Source organism: Acinetobacter sp. NEB149, assembly GCF_012516415.1.
Taxonomy (GTDB): Bacteria; Pseudomonadota; Gammaproteobacteria; order Pseudomonadales; family Moraxellaceae; genus Acinetobacter; species Acinetobacter lwoffii_V.
In genome coordinates this window covers 980,930-1,001,808 of the sequence record NZ_CP051208.1, presented here as the reverse complement: position 1 = coordinate 1,001,808, position 20,879 = coordinate 980,930, and the positions used below count along the sequence as shown (strand labels likewise).

Sequence of the window (20,879 nt, the reverse complement as noted above, 5' to 3'; positions counted from 1 at the left end):
TTTAAAAAGGGATTAGGGAAGATTCTTAATAAATAAATTACAGATCAAGGATAAGACGCGCTGGCTCTTCTAACAATTCTTTGATTGTTACAAGGAAACCGACTGCTTCTTTACCATCGATTAGACGGTGGTCATAAGACAATGCAAGGTACATCATAGGCAAGATTTCTACTTGACCATTCACTGCCATCGGACGTTCCTGGATTTTATGCATACCCAGAATCGCAGTTTGTGGCGTGTTCAAGATCGGAGTAGATAACAATGAACCGAAAGTACCACCATTGGTAATCGTGAATGTACCGCCAGTCATGTCTTCGATGCCTAATTTGCCATCACGCGCTTTCGCAGCGTATGCACGAATACCGTTTTCAACTTCGGCATAGTTCATGCGGTCTGTATCACGAAGTACAGGAACCACCAGACCACGCTCAGATGAAACTGCAACACCAATGTCATAGTAACCGTGATAAACAATGTCATCGCCATCGATTGATGCGTTCACTGCCGGATAGCGTTTTAGCGCTTCAGTTGCTGCTTTAACAAAGAATGACATGAAGCCAAGACGTGCACCATGACGTTTTTCAAACGCATCTTTGTATTGAGCACGCATTTCCATGATTGGTTTCATGTTCACTTCGTTGAACGTGGTCAACATTGCAGTTTCTTGAGTCGCTGCAAGTAAACGTTCAGCAACACGCTTACGAAGACGTGTCATTGGAACACGTTTTTCGATACGTTCGCCCACAGCAACGCTTAATGGCGCAGCAGCAGGAGCAGCTGGTTTCGCTTGGTGGTTTGCCACATCTTCTTTGGTGATGCGACCGCCACGACCTGTACCCGCAACATCAGCTGCTGCAACACCAGATTCAGTCAATGCTTTACGCACTGCTGGCGCTTGGTCTTGTACTTGCTGACGTTCAACGATTGGTGAATTACCTGCTTCAGTATTCGCCGCAGCTTGTTCAACTTTCTCTTCAGACTGAACTGCTTGAGTTTGAGCAGCGCCAGAAACAGCACCTTCTTCAAACTGTGCAATGACTTCAGCTGAAAGTACAGTGTCGCCTTCATTTTTAATGATAGAGGCAATTGTACCGTCTGCAGGAGCAACAACTTCTAAAACAACTTTATCAGTCTCAATATCACAGATCACTTCATCACGTGATACTGCTTCACCTGGTTGTTTGTGCCAAGTTGCGATCGTACCGTCCGCAACTGACTCTGGGAATACCGGTGCTTTAATTTCGGTTGCCATTACTTAGAATCTCCTGGATTATTCAGCGTCGATCGCAAGCGCGTCGTTGATGAGCTGAGCTTGTTGTTTTGCATGCAAATATGGTGAACCACAAGCCGGTGCAGCAGATGCTTCACGGCCAGCGTAGCTAATACGGACTTGTTTACCCGCTTTCATCACATCGTCATATAGACGCGGAGCGATGAACAACCAAGCACCTTGGTTTTTAGGCTCTTCTTGTGCCCAAACCAGTTCTTTCACATTTGGATATTGTGCAAGGACTTCTGTCAGGCGTTTTTCTGGGTATGGATATAATTGTTCAATACGCACAATCGCAGTATTGTTCAATTCTTTTTCACGACGTTTTTCAATCAGGTCGTAATACACCTTACCACCACACAGAACCAGACGGGTTACATCTGACTTGTTGATGTTGTCCACTTCATCAATCACGGTCTGGAAGCTGCCGTTTGCAAGTTCTTCTAGCGTAGACGTTGCAAGTTTGTGACGAAGAAGAGACTTCGGTGAAGTCACGATCAATGGCTTACGGATTGGACGAATCGCTTGACGACGTAAAGCATGGTAAATCTGTGCAGGTGTGGTCGGTGTGATCACTTGCATGTTGTCTTCAGCACATAGCTGTAAGAAACGCTCTAAACGTGCAGATGAATGTTCCGGACCCTGACCTTCAAAACCGTGTGGAAGAAGCATGGTCAAACCACAGACACGTTCCCATTTGGTTTCACCAGACGAGATGAACTGGTCAATCACAACCTGTGCACAGTTCGCGAAGTCACCGAATTGCGCTTCCCAAATGATCAAGCTCTTAGGAAGAGTCGTCGCATAACCATATTCAAATGCCAATACCGCCATTTCTGACAACAATGAGTCATAGATTGCAGTACGCGGCTGGTTTTCTTTCAGGTTACACAGCGGAAGATAAGTTGAACCATCGACCTGGTTATGCAGTTTTGCATGACGGTGCGAGAAGGTACCACGACCTACGTCTTCACCGGTTAAACGAAGCAAGTAACCATCATCTAGTACAGTTGCATACGCCAGAGTTTCAGCAGCACCCCAGTTCAGTGGCATTTCACCCGTTTGCATTTTCAGACGGTCATCGATCACTTTCGCAACCTGACGCTGCATCACGAAGCCTTCAGGAAGTTCGCGCATTTTCGCGCCAAGTTCTTTTAGACGCTCGATCGGGAAAGTCGTATCCCATTCGTCTGTGTAGTCATGACCCAAGTAAGGCGTCCAGTCCACAAACATTTTCTTGTTCGGTTCAAGTACCAGCGCATTGGCAACGTGATTACCCGCTTCCAGATCTGCACGGTAATTTTCAACCATTTGATCTGCATTTGCACGATCAAGAACACCCTGTTGTACCAGTTGATCCGCATAAAGCGTACGCGTGGTCGCTTTCTTGCTAATCACTTGATACATCATTGGTTGAGTTGCAGCCGGCTCATCCGCTTCGTTATGACCACGACGACGGTAGCAGAACATGTCAATCACAACGTCTTTACGGAAAGTATGACGGAAGTCATGAGCCAATTGTGAAATGAATACCACAGCCTCAGGATCATCACCATTGACATGGAAGATCGGTGCCTGGATCATTTTCGCGATATCAGTACAGTATTCTGTAGAACGCGCATCACGTGGATCAGAAGTGGTGAAACCCACCTGGTTATTAATCACAATGTGCACTGTACCACCCACGGTATAACCGCGAGTTTGTGACATCTGGAAAGTTTCCTGGTTGACGCCCTGACCTGCAAATGCAGCATCACCATGTACGATTAATGGCAATACGTCATCGCCGCCAATGTCTTTACGACGTACTTGACGTGCACGTACCGAACCCTCAACCACAGGGCCAACGATTTCCAAATGTGACGGGTTAAACGCCAATGCCAAGTGAACTTCGCCACCTTGGGTCATCACGTTTGAAGAGAAGCCTTGATGGTACTTAACGTCACCAGAACCTTTCTTGTGAATCGATTTACCTTCAAACTCACCAAACAGGTCAGCCGGGTTTTTACCCATGATGTTAACCAGAAGGTTTAAACGGCCACGGTGAGGCATACCGATTACAACTTCTTTACAGCCAACAGAACCTGCACGCTGAATAATTTCGTTAACCATCGGGATGAATGATTCACCCCCTTCAACGCCAAAACGTTTTGCACCAACAAACTTATTACCTAGATATTTTTCCAGGCCTTCAGCTGCGGTTAAACGTTCAAGGACATGTTTCTTTTGTTCAGCATTAAAACCATATTGACCGCGTGCACTTTCCAGACGTTGTTGAATCCAACGTTTCTCTTTGGTGTCCACGATGTGCATGTATTCAGCACCGATTGAACCACAGTAAGTGGCTTCCATTGCCTGAACCATCTCAGCCAAAGTCGCTTCTTCTTTACCGATCGCCAGGTTGCCAGTATTGAATACCGTATCTAGGTCCGACTGAGTTAAACCATGCGCAGCAAGATCTAGATCAGGCACAACTTCACGTTTCGCCAAACCTAATGGATCCAGTTTTGCTTTCTGGTGACCACGATTACGGTATGCAGCAATCAGCTGTAACACGCCAATTTGGCGACGTTCATGCTCTGAGCTGACAGTTGATTGAACAACAGGCTGAATACGGCTTGAATTACGACCTAAAAGTAGGAATTGCTCACGTACATTACTGTGTGGTTGATCACCTTTTGGGAATTTACCGAAGTATTCTTGCCAGTCAGCACCTACTGAATCCGGAGCCGTCAAATACTGCTCATAAAGTTCTTCAATATACGCTGCACTATCAGCGCTAAGTTCAGTGTCAAGACGCAGAGCGTCAGCAACTTCTTGCATTTGTGGACCCATTTCCTATTGCAAAAACATTTTCAGGATGCTTTTTAAGCAAAACCCAGGATTATTAGCGTCAGATTGGTAATATGACACTAGTCCCCCATAAGGCATAAGCCATGAGGCGTTATCACCACACCAAGAAAATCTTGATATGTTTAATGAACAATAACACCCCTCAGCGGTATCATTACTCATTGAATACCCGATCGAAACCGGGCAATTTTTTGCAAATCGACTTAGAAAAAAACAAGTAGGAACAAAGATTTTTTCTAAAGCGACTCAAGCCTACCTTTATATACCAGTCCCTGGTTATGCAATGTTTAAAAAATGTACCTGAAATGGCATTTTCTAAAGATAGTCATAGGCTAAATGCTAACATGTTCTCAAGTTTTCAATTGATTTTTTTGACACATACCTTTCATAAATTGGCTAAATACAGTTCAGATATTTTACTCTAACCTATGGTGCTTTATCTCAAAAATAGATTCAATGTAGACTTAAGTCCTAAGCATTTCCGATAAATAAAAAGAGAGCAAACCTTTCAATCCACTCCCTCCTTAAATTTCCGTTATATAATAACATCGTTCTTGCTATTTTTCAGGTCAGTTTTACATCTAAAAATCATAAATACCCAAAATAATCACATGTTCTTCTTATATGGCGCTCAAAGCCATTACCCTTTTCCTGACTGTTTCACTCAACTTTATATATTTTAAGTATAGTATCTTTATTTTTATCCTATGATTTTTTAATTTTTCCAATAGTTTGCATAAAAAAAGCACACCTGAAGGTGTGCTTTTTTCTAAACTGCGAAGAGCAGCCTATTAGCCTGCCATATCTAAAAGCATATTACGGATGTGACCGATTGCTTTAGTGGGGTTCAAGCCTTTAGGACATACAGATACACAGTTCATAATGCCTTTACAACGGAACAATGAGAACGGGTCGTCTAGACGAGCCAAACGCTCTTGTGTTCCCGTATCACGCGAGTCAATAATGAAGCGGTAAGCGTTCAACAATGCTGAAGGACCCAAGAACTTGTCCGGGTTCCACCAGAATGACGGGCATGAAGTTGAACAGCATGCACATAGAATACATTCATATAGACCATCAAGATGCTCACGCTCTTCAGGAGACTGTAAACGTTCCTTAGGAGGCGCAGGCTGGTTGTTGATTAAGAATGGATGGATCTTGTTGTACTGATCATAGAACTGGTTCATGTCAACCACCAGATCTTTCACTACAGGAAGACCAGGCAATGGACGAACAGTAATTTCATTTGGTAAATCGTTCAGGTTCCAAAGACACGCCAAACCGTTTTTACCATTGATGTTCACGCCATCAGAACCACAAATACCTTCACGACATGAACGACGGAACGTTAAAGTTTCGTCCTGTACTTTTAATGCGAGAAGTGCGTCAAGCAACATACGGTGCTTGTCAGTCAGTTCCAGCTTAAAAGTTTGCATGTACGGTGCTTTATCCTTGTCAGGATCGTAGCGGTAGATATGAAATGTACGAGTACCTCTACTCATCTGAATTCTCCTGATTAGAATGTACGTGGTTTAGGTGGAATCGCGTCAACCGACAATGGACGGTAACGAACTGGCTTATACTCTAGACGGTTGTCTGCAGAGAACCATAAAGTGTGCTTCATCCACTCATCATCACGACGACCATATGGGTATTCAGCATGGTCTGGAGACTCTTCAAAGTCTACAACCGTATGTGCACCACGGCATTCTTTACGAGCAGCAGCTGAAATAAGCGTTGCTTTCGCAACTTCATACAAGTTCTCAACTTCAAGTGCTTCAATACGTGCAGTGTTAAATACTTTAGATTTGTCTTTCAAGTGAATGTTGCGTACGCGCGGTTCAATTGCAAGAATCTGCTTCACACCTTCGTCCAGAAGCGCAGATGTACGGAATACACCAGCGTGATCTTGAACGATATCACGGATTGCATCAGCAACGTCTTGAGCATTCTCACCTGTAGTCGATTCGTCAAGTTTACGAATACGTTCAACAGTTTCTTGAAGCACAGTTGTTGGAAGTGGCTCATATTCACCATCGTGCTGTTTAGTAACATATTCAATGATATGTTGACCAGCCGCCTTACCAAATACAACCAAGTCAAGCAATGAGTTCGTACCTAGACGGTTTGCACCGTGTACAGATACACATGAACATTCACCGATTGCATAGAAACCTTTTACTGGCTTAGCAAAGTCACGACCTTCAGCATTGGTAGAGTAAACGTCGGTGTCTTTGTTGTAGTTAGCAACAAGCGCTTCTGTTTCAGGAGACTCAGGAACAACCACCTGACCATGAATATTCGTTGGAATACCACCCATTTGGTAATGGATTGTTGGTACTACAGGAATTGGCTCTTTAGTGATGTCAACGTTCGCGAATTTCTTGCCAATCTCGAATACAGATGGAAGACGTTTCATGATCGTATCCGCACCTAGGTGCGTCATATCAAGCAGGATGTAATCGCCTTTAGGACCACAACCACGACCTTCTTTGATCTCTTGATCCATAGAACGTGATACGAAGTCACGTGGCGCCAAGTCTTTCAAAGTTGGTGCATAACGTTCCATGAACGGTTCGCCGTCTTTGTTACGAAGGATTGCACCTTCACCACGACAACCTTCAGTCAACAATACGCCTGCGCCCGCAACACCCGTTGGGTGGAATTGCCAGAATTCCATATCTTGTAATGGAATACCTGCACGAGCAGCCATACCAAGACCGTCACCAGTGTTGATATAAGCGTTTGTAGATGCACGGTAAACACGACCAGCACCACCAGTAGCAAACAATGTAGCTTTTGCTTGGAATACTGCAATTTTACCAGTTTCCTGATCAATTGCTGTAACACCTAAAACGTCGCCTTTTTCGTTACGGATCAGGTCAAGCGCAATCCATTCTACGAAGAACTGAGTGCCCATTTTCACGTTGCTTTGATAAAGTGTGTGAAGAAGTGCGTGACCGGTACGGTCGGCAGCAGCACATGCACGTGGCACAGCTTTTTCACCGTAGTTTGCTGAGTGACCACCGAATGGACGTTGGTAAATTGTACCATCAGCATTACGGTCGAATGGCATACCCAGGTGTTCAAGTTCATAAACCACTTGAGGCGCTTCACGAGTCATGAACTCGATTGCATCTTGGTCACCTAACCAGTCCGAACCTTTTACAGTGTCGTAGAAGTGGTAGTGCCAGTTATCTTCTTGCATGTTACCAAGAGATGCACCAATACCACCCTGCGCTGCAACAGTGTGCGAACGAGTTGGGAATACTTTAGTCAGAACCGCAACTTTCAAACCAGCTTGAGCAAGTTGGTAAGACGCACGCATACCTGAACCACCACCACCAACGATGACAGCATCGAAAGTTTCGTGCGGAATATTTGTGTAATCTTCTTTAGGGTTTATAGCGCCCATGATTGTTTCCTATCAATTCGCCCAAAAAATCTGGATCGCCCAGATTGCATATGCAAGTACAGCAATGATTACTGCTGAAGTCAGTACAAGGCGTAAACCTGAAGCTGAAGGACCCATTTGACGAGTAGTCACATAATCCGTGAATACCTGCCACATGCCGATCCATGCGTGTGCAACAAGAGATAAGACCGCCAACAAAGACATGATCTTCATTGGAACTGTCATCATAAAGCCGTACCACTGTTCAAAGTTGAAACCACCATTCAGTAGAATCCAACCCAGTACAACAACGGTATAAACAGCTAGAACTACAGCACTGACACGTTGGAGAAACCAATCGCGAGAACCTGAACCTGTTAAACCAGTAGCGCTTTTCATTAGAGTACGATCCATACAAATGCTGCAACAATACCGATTGCAGACAAGATTAATGCGATAGTAGATGCAACACGGCCACTTTCTAGTTCTTCAGCAACGCCAATGTCAGCAAGTAAATGCTTAACACCCGCAATAAAGTGAAAAATCATGCCGGCGACAAATACCCATACAATAAAGCGAACAATGAAACCATTAAAGATTTCTTGAACTTGCGCAAAACCTTCAGGCGAAGACAATGACTTGTCTAAAATCCATAGAAGGACCGGTACGAGTAAGAATACGATAACACCTGAAAGACGGTGTAGAATTGATGCAATAGCCACGGGTGATTTTAAGTTTACTTCTAAAACTTGACCCATGGACAAATTGACAGGTCTGTTGCTTTTCACAGCGGGCATCCTGTAAGTAAAAACTCCATCCGGAGTTTGTTGGAATTAATTCGAAGGAAAGCTGGCATTCTCAGGCAAATACATGCCTAAAATCAAAACGACACTGAATTATAAAACGTGAACTATTAAAATACAAACGGCTGAATTTGGCTTTTTGGATAAAAAACCATTAAATAAGAATCATTAACAACAATAAGTCAGACTTTATATATTATTCCACCCTTTCAATTCCTATCTATATGATTGTTTTTAAATAATTAAGATGATTAATTTACTCGGTTTTCAGCCTACAGGATCATGTTTGAGTTTTAGACTAAAGATGCACAGTTCCATCACAAATATTATTTAAATCTCTTTTTAATTCAGATTTAAATCAAGTGTCTAGATTTAACAGACCAATTGCCCCAATTCATCAGCAGCGCAGTGATTCAGATAACCTGATGTTAAATAGCGACTTAGTACACCACACGATGGGTTTTTCAATCGATTTGAAGCATTTAGATTCAAAAAATCATTCATTTATTTTTATACTGCTTACCTTTGCTGCAAAACTGGCCATTTATTAAGCTACTTTTTAATCAATTGAACCATATTCAAAATTCAATTAATTGCTTTTATTTATAATTCTACCTGTTAAATTCAGCTTGGCAAAAACGATGTAAGTTATGAGATTTATATAGTTTTAAGCATGCTCACCTTAATCTTTCACTATTTTCGCCCGCATTTCTTGCTAGGAAAAAACGCTTACAAATGCCCCAAGCAGTCTATTTTTTTCTGCACCTCTGCATCAATTTGACTTATTATAGAGGTTTGATGCTGTGATTTTACTGAACTTTTTATACTGAGCGAATGTGACTAAACTGCTGTGCGGCCGTCATTTTTCATCCATAAGTATAATTGACAAAATTTCAGTACTCACTAATCTTATAGCAAATTTTTGATCCGTCCGTTTTGTGCATTAAAAGATTGATAGACAAAGCGGATATACATTCACCAGGACAGGAGATCTATTGAATGTCTGAAGCAACTGGCAAGAAAGCCGTTTTACAGCTTGATGGCAAAGAAATTGAACTACCAATTTACAGCGGCACATTGGGCCCAGATGTAATCGACGTTAAAGATGTGTTGGCTGCAGGTCACTTTACTTTTGATCCTGGTTTTATGGCGACAGCTGCGTGCGAGTCTAAAATCACGTTCATCGATGGCAACAAAGGTGTACTTTTACACCGTGGCTACCCAATCGATCAATTGGCGACTAAAGCTGATTACTTGGAAACTTGCTATTTATTGTTAAATGGCGAACTTCCAACTGCTGAGCAAAAAGAAGAATTTGACGCTAAAGTACGTAACCATACAATGGTTCACGATCAAGTTAGCCGTTTCTACAATGGTTTCCGTCGTGATGCGCATCCTATGGCGATCATGGTAGGTGTGGTTGGTGCGTTGTCTGCGTTCTATCACAACAACCTTGACATCGAAGATGTGAACCACCGTGAAATCACTGCAATTCGTTTAATCGCGAAGATTCCTACGCTGGCGGCTTGGAGCTACAAGTACACCATCGGTCAACCATTCGTTTACCCACGTAACGACCTTGGTTATGCAGAAAACTTCCTGCACATGATGTTTGCTACTCCTGCAGACCGTGATTATAAAGTTGATCCAATTCTTGCAAAAGCAATGGACCGTATCTTCACGCTTCATGCTGACCACGAACAAAATGCGTCTACGTCTACAGTACGTTTAGCTGGTTCTACCGGTGCGAATCCGTATGCATGTATCGCTGCTGGTATCTCTGCACTTTGGGGCCCTGCTCACGGCGGCGCGAACGAAGCTGTTCTTAAGATGCTTGACGAAATCGGCACTGTAGAAAACGTTGCTGGCTTCATGGAAAAAGTAAAAACTAAAGAAGTTAAACTAATGGGCTTCGGTCACCGAGTTTACAAAAACTTCGATCCACGTGCGAAAGTAATGAAAGAAACTTGTGACGAAGTTCTTGGTGCACTTGGCATCAATGATCCACAGCTTGCATTGGCTATGGAACTTGAACGTATCGCGCTTTCTGACGAATACTTCATCAAGCGTAACCTTTACCCGAACGTAGACTTCTACTCAGGTATCATCCTTAAAGCGATTGGTATCCCGACTGAAATGTTTACTGTAATCTTCGCGCTTGCACGTACTGTTGGCTGGATCAGCCACTGGTTAGAAATGCACAGCGGTCCTTACAAGATCGGTCGTCCTCGTCAGCTTTACACTGGCGAAGTTCAACGCGATATCGTTCGTTAATTCGAACCGCGTCGAAAGACTTAAAAAAAAACCATCCTCCCGGGTGGTTTTTTTTAGTGCTGACAAAAGCCTACAAAAAATTGACCTGAAACGTTTTAAAATTAGCATATCAAAATCATATTCACGAACTAAGTCACCTAAAAACAGGATGCATATTGAATGCTGTTGTATTTTCTGCCCTTTATTTTAAGACTGGTTCGTTTTGAACAGTTTAAGTGCCGCAGTCTAACGCCTGGTGAAATCAAAATTTCCCAACAGGTATTTGGCAACCTGATCGATTATTCTCGCGTTAAAATCATGAATCACCCCTACCTGCCCTGGCAATCCAAACATGTCATTATGGCCCCAGTGGCTACATCCATGTACGCAATTTAAATTATCGAGAAGATTATTCGCGCGAGAGTTTATCTTATCAAGCGCTCTTTATTCATGAGATGGCGCATATTTATCAACACCAATGTCAGATCAATGTGCTTTTAAAAGGGGCATTTTTACAAAGTGCTTATTTTCTCAGCTTGGGAAAATATAATCCGTACAAATATCAATTTAATCCCAACAAATCATTTTCAACCTACAATATTGAACAACAAGGCGATATTGCCCGGGATATTTTTCTAAAAAAAATTCCGAATATTATTTTAAATCCAAAAATAAACAGATGATATTTAATCAGTTTAATTCCAAACAATATAGCTAAGGCATATTTTAAAAGCCAAAATTTAGATTTCAGTCTTTAAATCTACATAAGCCTAGATGCATAAAAAATCAGCATATTTTCTAATTTTATATAATAACTTTTTTCACTCAATGCCTGTTCTGCTAAATCAACTCTAGCTTATCGATAGAATTTCGATAAAATAGGCCGGTATGATTATTTTGCATCGCAGATTAAGATTCAATGATCATGCGATAAAAAGTTTTTTTATTTAAGCCATTTGGCATTTTATGAATATCGAAGTGCACTCAACTGAATAATTAGAATTATAAAAATCAGTAATTTAGTGTATCAACCTATAGGAATAGGATTTACTTGGAATGAAAAGTTTTAAAATTGCGATTGCTCAATTCTCTCCACATGTGGGCAATCTGGATGCAAATACGCAAAAAATGATTGATCTGGCCAATCAGGCTAAAAAAGATAAAGCGGATCTGATTATCTTTCCTGAACTTTCAACGCTGGGCTACCCTGCAGAAGACTTATTAATTCGCCCGAGCCTGGTGAAACGCACCAAAGCGGCTTTTGAAAAACTGACTGAAGTAAAAGATATTGTCATGGTCTTTGGTTTTGTTAATCAAACTGAAGATGGTCAGCGTTATAACTCGGCTGCTGTCATGAAAGATGGCGAAGTACTGGGTGTTTATAACAAGCAAGTGTTGCCAAACTATGGCGTATTTGATGAAAAGCGTTATTTTGGCGAAGGTCATCAGCATCTGGTTTTTGAGTATCTTGGACATAAATTTGGCGTACTGATCTGTGAAGATGTCTGGTCTTTAGCCACTGTTCAGCAACTGGCAAAATTGAATATCGACACAGCTTTGGTACTGAATGCATCGCCATATGAAGTGGGTAAACCACAACATCGCATTGAAACCATGGCGGCCTTGGTCAAACAGCTAAATATCAATCTGGTGTACTGTAACCAGGTCGGTGGCCAGGATGATCTGATCTTTGACGGCACCAGCTTTGTGCTCAACAAATCTGGCGAGGTGGCTTTACAGGCACCAACTTTCCAGGAAAATCTGGCAATTGCAGAGTTTAATGCTGAACAGCTGCAATTCAGCAAAGGCGCAATTGCACCTGCTTTAGACACCATGGCTGAGATTTATCAAAGCCTGGTCATGGCCACACGTGATTATGTACAACGCTCTGGCTTCCCAGGTGTGATTCTGGGCCTGTCTGGCGGGATTGACTCTGCCCTGACCTTGGCGATTGCTGTAGATGCGCTTGGTGCAGATAAAGTTCAAGCCGTGATGATGCCGTATACTTATACTGCACAAATCAGTGTCGAAGATGCAGCGGCTCAAGCCAAAAATATGGGCGTGACTTTCGGTATTGCCGAAATCAATCCAGTAGTAAGCGGCTTTATGCAGGTGCTGTTCCCATTCTTTGGTAATGCTCCAGTCGATGCCACCGAGGAAAACCTGCAAGCACGTTCACGTGGCACCTTATTGATGGCCTTATCTAATAAATTCGGTAATCTGGTGCTGGCAACCGGTAATAAATCTGAACTAGCTGTTGGTTATTGCACCCTGTATGGCGACATGGTTGGTGGTTATGCGGTTCTGAAAGATGTGTATAAAACCATTGTGTTTGAACTGGCGAAATATCGTAACAGCATTTCAGAAACTCCGGTGATTCCGGAACGTGTAATTACCCGTCCGCCTTCAGCAGAACTGCGTCCAGATCAGGTCGATCAAGACTCTTTGCCGGCCTATGACATTCTGGATGCGATCTTGTACTCTTATATTGAAGAAGACATGAGCCAAGACGATATCATTACCAAAGGCTTTGATGCTGAAGTCGTGAAGAAAGTGATTCGTCTGGTTGATATCAATGAGTACAAGCGCCGCCAAGGTGCCATTGGGCCACGTATCAGTTCACGTTCTTATGGCCGTGAGCGTCGTTATCCAATCGTCAATGGCTGGAAAGCAGGTAGCTAAATTCTGTTTTCAGTGATGTAAATCAGAATCGTCCAAGTGAATGCTTGGGCGATTTTTTTTTATGCGGCAGTAAAATGAAGAATAGCCCCAACATTAAGAAGGAAAAATGATGTTTTGCTGAAACTGCAAAAATTAGTGGATGCTTCAAATATTTTTTATGGTTTTCAGTACTTTTTAAAAGACAAAAAAAGAGACCAAGCTGAGAGCTTGGTCTTTTAAAATGGTGGCTATGACGAGACTTGAACTTGTGACCCCCGCATTATGAGTGCGGTGCTCTAACCAACTGAGCTACATAGCCGTAAACTGTGTGCGCATTATCGTAATTTCAGCCTCTATCGTCAAGCATTTTAAAACACAAATGTTCAGTCTTTATGCAAATACAGAATAAACTTTTAAAGTTTAAACAAAAAAGCTTTTTTTAGTATGTAATTCACGCATTCCTAGCACCCTTTAATTCTTCGAGGATTCACCAAATGTATAAAATCAAAATACTTATTTTACTCATTAGCCTTTCAAGCCTGAGTGCCTGCCAGATCATCTCGCCTATTTTCGTAGATTATAATGGTGTCAGACGTGATGTGGCACAGTGGATTAATCAGCAACAACTGATGAGCATGCAGCAAAAACGGTCCTTGGCACAACTCAGCAGAGCACAGCAGAAAATCGAGCGCTATCCGGAATATGATCAGACCCAACGACTGGCGGTAACCCGGGAAAATCAGATTGCATTACATTGTGTGCGTTTACATGTGACAGAACATAAAATCCAGCAGCTACAGCAAAAAATTTATGCAGGTGAAACTCAAACAATTTTAAATCGCTATGAACAGCTGTCACCGCAAATAAAATTAGACCCGACCTCTATTCGATGTGATTAATCACTGTCTTAGGCTATCACATTAATTACATATAAATTATTAACTTAGGCTAAATAAATCACCCAGTTCAATAGCTCTAAACAGGTGCTTGATTCTTTAATCTATTAGACATTATACCTATGTATTTACTTGGTTTTATTTTTATACAATACAGGCTATGATCAAAGTATAAACAACTATTCGTACCCGGTTTAACGCGTCATAATTTTATAACTCTAAATTCCCCTTAGGAGAATTCTAATGCCTTTTGAACATATTTTAGTACCTGTTGACGGTTCAGAAACATCGTATGCTGCAGTGGATAAAGCTGTAGAAATTGCCAAAGCATTTAACAGTAAAGTCACAGTGGTTCAGGTGCTGGCGCTGGACCCTTATATCGCTGCGGAATATATCTCTGCGGCACAAACCAATGACCTGATTGAACGTGCCCGCACTTCCATCCTAAAAACGCTGGATGAAGCCAAAGCAAAATTCTCTGGTGCCGGTGTTGAAGTGGATACACAGCTCCTTGAGGGTCAGGTAATTTATAGCGAGATTGTCAAAGCAGCTAAAGATTTAAATTCTGACCTGATCGTGATTGGTTCTCATGGCCGTACTGGCTTCAAAAAACTGTTCCTTGGCAGCGTAGCGCAAAGCATTCTCGGCCAAGCGGATATTCCAGTAATGGTGATTCGCAACTAAATCATCTTTAAAATCCCCACTTTTCACCAAGTGGGGATTTTTATATCTCTACTCGACCATCCCATTGATAGCGTTTTAAATCCACTCGATCACCTCTAAAACAAATTCCTTCCTGCATGAGTTTTTGCTGCTGAATATTCTGGCCATGTTCGTCCAGTTGCTTCAGACTGATTTTCGCTTGGGCATTGATCACCCGATACCAGGGAATATTAGTGTCCGATTCTAGATGACTTAATACTCGCCCGACCAATCGCGCATGTTTGGGTAAACCTGCCAGTCTGGCAATCTGTCCGTAGGTGGCGACTTTGGCATATGGAATCTGATTGACCACAACCAAAATCATTTCTGTCATTTCCTGATTGGCTGAACTTGTCTGGGTCATTTTCATCTCATTAATAGCTCATTTAAATAAAAGATCACACCTCAACCTATCCACAAAAAGCTAGATGAAAATAATCAAGCCTGATGAAATACGCTAACCCAAGCGATCTCAGCTCACTAACAACAAATCCATAGCATATTGAGATTCTAAGTTTTAACTTTAGAAATTATCCGGATTTTCTAAGCGTTTTACTTCCTGAACCTTATCTGGATGATGCACCGTGGCGACGCCATCTGCATCTTTCTGATCAATCAGAATCTCTGGCTGAAAGATAGTGATGGTCTCATTTCCTTTGGCATCTTCCCCGACAATATAGCGAAAGCCCTTACGGTTCAACTTGTGGCACATACGTTGATACCAGCCTTTAAAGCCCTGCGTTTCTTCATTGGGATTATAATAAAATGCATTCATCACCGCAGGCAGACCCAAGCCACATACCACACCGGATAATAGCACCACAATAAAGGTATAGCCCACCAGAATACTGCTATAGGCTTCCAGCTGAGGAATATTGGCGACCGCCAGAATTAAGGCCAAAGAAATCCCGCCACGTACTCCGCCCCAAGACAGGATGGTCAAACTACCGTTATAGCTTTTCTTGCTGACTTTTGGGAACATGGCAAAGGCCAGATAGTTGGCTGCAAAACGAGCCAAATGCAGAATCACAAAGGCCACCATCCCGCCCAGAACCAGACTGGTGCTCAAGTCGAGAATAAACAATTCCAGACCGATTAGGGTAAACAGGAATGAATTGATAATTCCCTCAACCGTATGCCAGAAATGATTAACGTCACCAATTTCGGCATCTGCCAGAATTTCTTTCCATTTATTGCCAACAATCAAGCCACCAATCACACAGGCAATTGGCGCGGAAGCATGTGCCAGCAAAGCCACCAGATAGGAACCACAAGCCAGCAAGGCCGTGGTCAGAATCAGAGATTCCATTTCATGTTTGCCGCGCAAAATCCGCAAGATCGCAAAACCGAATCCGAGACCAATCAGCACCGCCACGACAATTTCATAAAGCAAGGTTTGCAGCACTGCCAGTACCGTAAAGTTTTCACCTTGCAGGACATTGAGCAAGGTCATAAATAAGGCAATACACATTGCATCATTAAACAGTGATTCGCCTTCAAGCTTGACGATCAAATGATGCGGTGCGCGAACCGAACTCAATACACCTTTGATGCCGATCGGATCTGTGGCGCCCAAGGCCGCCCCAAGTAACAGCAAAACCAGCAAGTCAACATGCTTACCAATCAGGAACTGATAACCATATAACACCACGCCAAAGAACACGGCACAGAATACTAAAGCCAGACCGGCCAGAATACTGATCGGCCGCCAGTGGTTACGCAAATCTGAGACCTTAAACTTCAGCGCAGATGAAGTCAGGATAAAACAGATCACACCATTGATCAGAAAATCATAGAAATCGACGTGACGAACAGCCTGCTCGATATTGTCAATATTGATGCTAAAGAATGGATTACCATGCAGTAAACTGGCGCCCCACTGCAAAATGAAAACAAAGATTGCAGAGACAATAGGGACACCGATCGCTTGCGGAAAGCCTAAAACGCGCTTATTAAACATGGTCGTGGCAATAGACAGAGCAAAGACCACCGTGAGTAGCTGAAGAAAAAAGAAATTTCCCATTCGGTTTCCTAAAATCGGGCGATATGGAGCACTATGCGCCGAGAGGCGTTGTTAAAATAGAGATTTGAATAGCAAGGTATTCTGGCAAAACAAGTTTAGTCCGCTTTTTTATCGAATTGAGTTAAGTTTCTTTTCAGTATTTTCGAATGATGATTTAACATACAGATCAGCACTCGGCTTTTGCTTTCCCATCATTCTATTTTGAATTTTTCTCCCATGCATCAAACTGTCAAAACCATTTTTCGTCTCTGTTTTGCCAGCGTGATTTTTCTGATCACGTTGTCCTTATGTTTTACCTGCTTTGCTAAAATTCAGGAAATTCTGCAAGCAGAACAGCATTATCAGCAAGCCACCAGCATTCCCTTAAAAAGTACAGCCGGCGAGCAGTATGTATTGGTGTCCAATAACCAGCGACCAGATAATGCCATTTTTATTCTGATTGCAGGAAATGGTTATGTGGCCAAAATCAATTGTGAGCATTACAGCGCTTTATGTAGCGATGAAGACAATCAATCGCATACCCGACAAATCCAGAGCGTTGACTTAATCAAAGCGGGAAATCTGTTCTATATTGAAAAAATCCAGTTCAGAGATAGCCGGACCGGCAAAGCAACTGCTTTAGAATATAACAAACAAGATATTCAGCAGTTTTATCAAAATGACATGAGCAACCTCAAATATACAGTCTTTGCAATTGCCCTGTTTGCTTTGGCTGCCTTATTTGTCAGTATAAAAATATTAAGAAACTTCCAGCGTTTTCTGAATAAATAAAAAAAGGAGCATCTGCTCCATTGCTGTCCCACAATTTTTCACAAGAGGAAGCTCATTTGAGCTTCCTCTTGTTTTATGGGTATTTTATCGGGTGAAAATAAAGCTTTTAAAGTTCTTCTTTCAAACAAATTCACTTGAATTATTCTGAGTAAACGTTGAACTGTCCAACCTGTTTTCCCTAAATGTTGAGCGAAACTCACCAATAAATAGGCGATCATCGCAATCCAGATTTGTGTCTGAATTGCGTTCCTGCTGCGGCCTAGAAACGCTTTTAATTTGAGATTCTGCTTAATCGCCTTAAAGAACAGCTCAACTTTCCAACGATCTTTATAAATCGCCGCAATGGTGGAGGCGGCTAAATGAAAGTTATTGCTGAGAAAGCTAAAGTGCTTGCCACTTTGCTGATCTCTATATTCAATTCTTCTTAACACTGGGGCTTTTCTTTTTAGGGCATGTGCGCTATTCAGCTGAATGGTTTCATCTTTTAGAATACCTTTGGATTCAAGCACTGGATGTTGCTGGATCACCTGATACACAGATTTAGGCCTAAAACGTGTGACAAATCCAATGTTTTGAGCAGTCAGATTTGCATACCATTGGTAATCGACATAGCCTTTATCAAAAACTACAATGCTGCCAGCAGGAAACTGGAATTTACGGCCTTGTACCATGTCATTTTCTTTGCCATTTTCAACTGCAACAAACTCAGGAATATCATTGCTGTGATTCAATCCTATGCTGAGTTTCATGCTGGCTTTTGAGTTGTGAACTTTGGCCCATTCACATAAGGAAAGCGACAGGTCAATATGACTGGCATCCAAGGAATACAAGGGATTCTTAAAGCGAAATTTATGAGCTACTTTTGAGTGTTCATAGTATTTAAGCAACTTGTGAAATAGCTGTTGATACAAGGCAGCAGGCTGCTGCTCATTGATTCGTGCCAGCGTGCTTCGGGGAATAGACTTTGCTCCGAGATGACTTAGCTTTTCCTGTTGGCACTCCAAATTGGATTGAATATCTCTCAGACTTTGTCTACAAGAGAATTGAGACATCAATATGGCAATAAACTGATCCCACCGGGAAGCCGCTCTAAATTTCTGTCCAACATGGTGTACTTTAGCAAGTTGTTCAAAATCCTGTCGCACCACAGGTTTAATTAGCTCATGAAATACGGTATTCTGATGTGACAAAACCTGAATCCTGGTCGTTAAAGTGTTTGTTTGCACTCATATTTTAACTGTTAGGACTCAGGTTTTTTTATTTAAAGCAAACTATGGGACAGCAGTGGCATCTGCTCCTTTTTTTTATCGAAGTCATTTAAATATTTTGATTGAAGGTATCACAATTCGCAACCTGACCGGATTTCAAGCCGGTATTAAACCATTGTACCCGCTGCGCGCTGCTGCCATGAGTAAAGCTGTCCGGCACCACCTGTCCGCGAGCACGTTTCTGTAAATAGTCATCGCCAATTTTATGGGCGGCATCCATCGCTTCCTGCACATCACCCTGTTCCAAAAATTGGGTACGTTCATGATTATGGTAAGCCCAGACACCGGCCAGACAGTCTGCCTGCAATTCCTGACGCACTGAAAGCTGATTACTTTGCACTTCGCTTGCTTGCTGACGTGCTTGCTGTACTTGAGAAGAAATACCTAAAATCGTCTGGATATGATGCCCCACTTCATGGGCCACGACATAGGCCAGCGCAAAATCCCCCGCCTGATCATTACGGGAAAGTTCGGTGGCATTCTGTTCTCCAGTAATGCCCATTTGAGTGCGCATATCTTTAAAGAATGCCGTATCGATATACACTTTCTGGTCTGTCGGGCAGTAGAAAGGCCCCATCGCCGCCTGAGCCGTACCACAACCAGAATTCACGATGCCGTTAAACAACACCAGTTTCGGTGGGACATACTGCTGATTTAACTGCTGCTGAAACACCTGATTCCAGGTATCTTCAGTATCTGCCAATACAGTTCCAACAAAATCAATCGACTCCTGCTGTTCTGGCGTGGGATTTTCCAGGCCACGTGTTTCTGCCGCACCCGATACCCCCTGAGTGACCTGCTTGGTGGTTTGATAAGCCTGTTGTGGATCGACACCGAAAAACTTCCAGGCCACAAAGGCCACAATCAATCCAACAATACTGATTCCGCCAGCTTTGGCACCACCACCGCGACGGTCTTCTACATTGCTACTGACACGACGACCTTTCCAACGCATAGTCTTTTCCTTTTCTTAATCTACTTAATATCCAGATATTTCCACACCTTAAGCTTTTGATGATTTAGGCCAGATTTTCTTAATCAGGCTGATGACCAGCATGACCAGCAGACCCGCTAAAATTCCTACAGCGAAATTAATCAAGGTCGGCGTAACAGCACCCACAATGTTGCCAATGCTGGGAATATCCTGCACATAAGCCACACTGTCTTCAGTAAAGTGATGAATAAAAGGAATAGCATGGTTAATAATTCCACCGCCCACCAGAAACATTGCAGCGGTTCCAACAATGGAGAGAATTTTCATCAGGACCGGAGCAAATGCCAACAAGCCACGTCCTATTTTTTGTTTAAAATCGGACTGCTGTTCAGTCAGATGCAGACCGATATCATCCAGTTTGACAATCAGCGCAACAAAACCATAAACACCAATGGTCATGACCACCGCGATCAGGCTTAAAACGGTCACTTTGGTCAGCATCGAAGCTGCGGCGACTGTTCCCAAGGTAATCACAATAATTTCAGCAGACAGGATAAAGTCAGTGCGGATGGCGCCTTTGACTTTTTCATTCTCAAACTGGTGCAAATCCATTTCCGTATGGATCAATTGCTCACGCGCCTGTTCAGCATCCTTGGCCTTCGGTGTATGCAAGGTATGAATAATTTTTTCCACGCCTTCATAACACAAAAACAAACCACCCAGTACCAACAAGGGATTAATCAGCCAGCCTGCAATAAAGCTGATTAATAATGCCAGCGGTACCAAAATCAGTTTATTGACAAAAGAACCTTTGGCAACTTTCCAGACCACCGGCAATTCACGATCAGCCCGCACACCTGTCACTTGCTGCGCATTTAAAGCCAGATCATCACCGAGAACGCCTGCCGTTTTTTTTGCTGCCATTTTGCTCATGACAGCGACATCATCCAGGACTGTAGCAATATCATCTAATAATAGTAATAAACTGCTCGCCATACTTATTATCCTTAGCTTCTTTCCATCTAGTTTAATCAAAATTGTTAAAAATATT

The 20,879-nt window shown here is 42.6% G+C and carries 16 protein-coding genes, 1 tRNA gene and 1 pseudogene; 6 read left to right on the top strand and 12 right to left on the bottom strand.

Translation table 11 applies throughout. The features are described 5' to 3' along the window. Positions 1-37 precede the first annotated feature (37 nt). From odhB to sdhC, 6 genes are all read right to left on the bottom strand, one after another. On the bottom strand, positions 38-1,252 hold the full coding sequence (odhB, locus tag HGD77_RS04655) for a 2-oxoglutarate dehydrogenase complex dihydrolipoyllysine-residue succinyltransferase (RefSeq protein ID WP_005171964.1): 1,215 nt from the start codon (positions 1,250-1,252) through the stop codon (positions 38-40). A gap of 18 nt (positions 1,253-1,270) precedes the next feature. Next, positions 1,271-4,093 carry a 2-oxoglutarate dehydrogenase E1 component gene (locus tag HGD77_RS04650; protein WP_005096285.1) on the bottom strand — a complete coding sequence of 941 codons (2,823 nt, stop codon included), beginning with the start codon at positions 4,091-4,093 and terminating at the stop codon, positions 1,271-1,273. An 821-nt stretch (positions 4,094-4,914) separates the two neighbouring features. Then, positions 4,915-5,625 (bottom strand): succinate dehydrogenase iron-sulfur subunit, encoded by a 711-nt coding sequence (locus HGD77_RS04645; RefSeq protein WP_004279433.1) that lies wholly within the window; start codon positions 5,623-5,625, stop codon positions 4,915-4,917. Between the two features lie 14 nt (positions 5,626-5,639). After that, entirely contained in the window at positions 5,640-7,538 is a 1,899-nt protein-coding gene (locus HGD77_RS04640) for an FAD-binding protein (protein ID WP_004279432.1), read from the bottom strand. Positions 7,539-7,550: 12 nt separating this feature from the next. Then, positions 7,551-7,916 carry a succinate dehydrogenase, hydrophobic membrane anchor protein gene (gene sdhD, locus HGD77_RS04635; RefSeq protein WP_004279431.1) on the bottom strand — a complete coding sequence of 122 codons (366 nt, stop codon included), beginning with the start codon at positions 7,914-7,916 and terminating at the stop codon, positions 7,551-7,553. Continuing rightward, a complete protein-coding gene (gene sdhC / locus HGD77_RS04630) occupies positions 7,916-8,314 on the bottom strand; it encodes a succinate dehydrogenase, cytochrome b556 subunit (RefSeq protein ID WP_004279430.1) in 399 nt (132 codons plus the stop codon). The genes sdhD and sdhC overlap by 1 nt, the downstream gene beginning before the upstream one ends. A 1,005-nt stretch (positions 8,315-9,319) precedes the next feature. Here sdhC and gltA point away from each other — a divergent pair. The 3 genes and pseudogenes from gltA to HGD77_RS04615 all read left to right on the top strand — a co-directional run bounded on the left by gltA (position 9,320) and on the right by HGD77_RS04615 (position 13,255). After that, entirely contained in the window at positions 9,320-10,594 is a 1,275-nt protein-coding gene (gene gltA, locus HGD77_RS04625) for a citrate synthase (RefSeq protein WP_004279429.1), read from the top strand. A gap of 159 nt (positions 10,595-10,753) precedes the next feature. Then, positions 10,754-11,256: pseudogene (locus tag HGD77_RS04620) on the top strand (hypothetical protein). 373 nt (positions 11,257-11,629) lie between these two features. Further along, positions 11,630-13,255 (top strand): NAD+ synthase, encoded by a 1,626-nt coding sequence (locus HGD77_RS04615; protein ID WP_005262357.1) that lies wholly within the window; start codon positions 11,630-11,632, stop codon positions 13,253-13,255. A 221-nt stretch (positions 13,256-13,476) separates the two neighbouring features. Here the strand turns inward: HGD77_RS04615 and HGD77_RS04610 are convergent. Beyond that, positions 13,477-13,553: transfer RNA gene (locus HGD77_RS04610), tRNA-Met, on the bottom strand. A gap of 175 nt (positions 13,554-13,728) precedes the next feature. Here HGD77_RS04610 and HGD77_RS04605 point away from each other — a divergent pair. Continuing rightward, on the top strand, positions 13,729-14,133 hold the full coding sequence (locus HGD77_RS04605) for a hypothetical protein (protein WP_004279426.1): 405 nt from the start codon (positions 13,729-13,731) through the stop codon (positions 14,131-14,133). Between the two features lie 240 nt (positions 14,134-14,373). Further along, positions 14,374-14,814 carry a universal stress protein gene (locus tag HGD77_RS04600; protein ID WP_004279425.1) on the top strand — a complete coding sequence of 147 codons (441 nt, stop codon included), beginning with the start codon at positions 14,374-14,376 and terminating at the stop codon, positions 14,812-14,814. A gap of 40 nt (positions 14,815-14,854) precedes the next feature. Here the strand turns inward: HGD77_RS04600 and HGD77_RS04595 are convergent, their stop codons facing one another. Together HGD77_RS04595 and HGD77_RS04590 are read right to left on the bottom strand one after the other, a co-directional pair. Then, positions 14,855-15,196, bottom strand: a complete 342-nt coding sequence (locus tag HGD77_RS04595; RefSeq protein WP_004279424.1) for an MGMT family protein — start codon at positions 15,194-15,196, stop codon at positions 14,855-14,857. Positions 15,197-15,355: 159 nt separating this feature from the next. Then, positions 15,356-16,855, bottom strand: coding sequence for a cation:proton antiporter (locus HGD77_RS04590; RefSeq protein WP_004279423.1), 1,500 nt, complete (start codon positions 16,853-16,855; stop codon positions 15,356-15,358). A gap of 216 nt (positions 16,856-17,071) precedes the next feature. Between HGD77_RS04590 and HGD77_RS04585 the strand changes: the two genes are divergently transcribed. Continuing rightward, positions 17,072-17,626 (top strand): hypothetical protein, encoded by a 555-nt coding sequence (locus HGD77_RS04585; RefSeq protein WP_004279422.1) that lies wholly within the window; start codon positions 17,072-17,074, stop codon positions 17,624-17,626. A gap of 38 nt (positions 17,627-17,664) precedes the next feature. Here the strand turns inward: HGD77_RS04585 and HGD77_RS04580 are convergent, their stop codons facing one another. The 3 genes from HGD77_RS04580 to HGD77_RS04570 all read right to left on the bottom strand — a co-directional run bounded on the left by HGD77_RS04580 (position 17,665) and on the right by HGD77_RS04570 (position 20,824). Beyond that, positions 17,665-18,816: an IS4-like element ISAbe18 family transposase gene (locus HGD77_RS04580; RefSeq protein ID WP_168730720.1), complete on the bottom strand. Its 1,152-nt coding sequence runs from the start codon at positions 18,814-18,816 to the stop codon at positions 17,665-17,667. Between the two features lie 127 nt (positions 18,817-18,943). Next, positions 18,944-19,849 (bottom strand): neutral zinc metallopeptidase, encoded by a 906-nt coding sequence (locus tag HGD77_RS04575; protein ID WP_004279421.1) that lies wholly within the window; start codon positions 19,847-19,849, stop codon positions 18,944-18,946. A gap of 48 nt (positions 19,850-19,897) precedes the next feature. Then, complete coding sequence (locus HGD77_RS04570; RefSeq protein WP_004279420.1) at positions 19,898-20,824, bottom strand: DUF808 domain-containing protein; 927 nt, start codon at positions 20,822-20,824, stop codon at positions 19,898-19,900. Positions 20,825-20,879: the final 55 nt, after the last annotated feature.

Coding starts and splice junctions, on each gene's coding strand:
- odhB (WP_005171964.1), bottom strand. CDS start 1,252: ATGGCAACCGAAATTAAAGCACCGGTATTCCCAGAGTCAGTTGCGGAC.
- HGD77_RS04650 (WP_005096285.1), bottom strand. CDS start 4,093: ATGCAAGAAGTTGCTGACGCTCTGCGTCTTGACACTGAACTTAGCGCT.
- HGD77_RS04645 (WP_004279433.1), bottom strand. CDS start 5,625: ATGAGTAGAGGTACTCGTACATTTCATATCTACCGCTACGATCCTGAC.
- HGD77_RS04640 (WP_004279432.1), bottom strand. CDS start 7,538: ATGGGCGCTATAAACCCTAAAGAAGATTACACAAATATTCCGCACGAA.
- sdhD (WP_004279431.1), bottom strand. CDS start 7,916: ATGAAAAGCGCTACTGGTTTAACAGGTTCAGGTTCTCGCGATTGGTTT.
- sdhC (WP_004279430.1), bottom strand. CDS start 8,314: ATGCCCGCTGTGAAAAGCAACAGACCTGTCAATTTGTCCATGGGTCAA.
- gltA (WP_004279429.1), top strand. CDS start 9,320: ATGTCTGAAGCAACTGGCAAGAAAGCCGTTTTACAGCTTGATGGCAAA.
- HGD77_RS04615 (WP_005262357.1), top strand. CDS start 11,630: ATGAAAAGTTTTAAAATTGCGATTGCTCAATTCTCTCCACATGTGGGC.
- HGD77_RS04605 (WP_004279426.1), top strand. CDS start 13,729: ATGTATAAAATCAAAATACTTATTTTACTCATTAGCCTTTCAAGCCTG.
- HGD77_RS04600 (WP_004279425.1), top strand. CDS start 14,374: ATGCCTTTTGAACATATTTTAGTACCTGTTGACGGTTCAGAAACATCG.
- HGD77_RS04595 (WP_004279424.1), bottom strand. CDS start 15,196: ATGACCCAGACAAGTTCAGCCAATCAGGAAATGACAGAAATGATTTTG.
- HGD77_RS04590 (WP_004279423.1), bottom strand. CDS start 16,855: ATGGGAAATTTCTTTTTTCTTCAGCTACTCACGGTGGTCTTTGCTCTG.
- HGD77_RS04585 (WP_004279422.1), top strand. CDS start 17,072: ATGCATCAAACTGTCAAAACCATTTTTCGTCTCTGTTTTGCCAGCGTG.
- HGD77_RS04575 (WP_004279421.1), bottom strand. CDS start 19,849: ATGCGTTGGAAAGGTCGTCGTGTCAGTAGCAATGTAGAAGACCGTCGC.
- HGD77_RS04570 (WP_004279420.1), bottom strand. CDS start 20,824: ATGGCGAGCAGTTTATTACTATTATTAGATGATATTGCTACAGTCCTG.